The organism is Cobetia sp. SIMBA_158, from assembly GCF_046566945.1.
Taxonomy (GTDB): Bacteria; Pseudomonadota; Gammaproteobacteria; order Pseudomonadales; family Halomonadaceae; genus Cobetia; species Cobetia amphilecti.
The window spans coordinates 1-278 of record NZ_JAWJYL010000266.1 but is presented as its reverse complement, the minus strand read 5'-3'; the positions used below and the strand labels follow the sequence as shown (position 1 = coordinate 278).

General features: G+C 53.6%; 1 protein-coding gene. It reads left to right on the top strand.

Annotation, left to right across the window (positions count from 1 at the left end):
• Nucleotides 1-249, top strand: a 249-nt coding sequence (locus tag R2R70_RS19905; RefSeq protein WP_410978885.1) for an ROK family protein, incomplete at its 5' end; no start/stop codon positions are given.
• Nucleotides 250-278: the final 29 nt, after the last annotated feature.

The window sequence follows — 278 nt, the reverse complement described above, 5'->3', positions numbered from 1 at the left end:
ATCGGTATTCCGGGAATGCCGGAAACAGAAGATGGTACGCTGTATGCCGCCAATGTCCCCGCTGCCAGCGGTAAACCGCTGCGTGCCGACCTGAGCGCACGTCTTGATCGCGATGTACGCCTTGATAACGATGCCAACTGTTTTGCCCTTTCAGAAGCCTGGGATGATGAATTTACTCAATATCCACTGGTGATGGGGTTGATTCTCGGCACCGGCGTTGGCGGCGGGCTGATTTTCAACGGCAGGTGATGCTGCCAACTTACTGATTTAGTGTATGA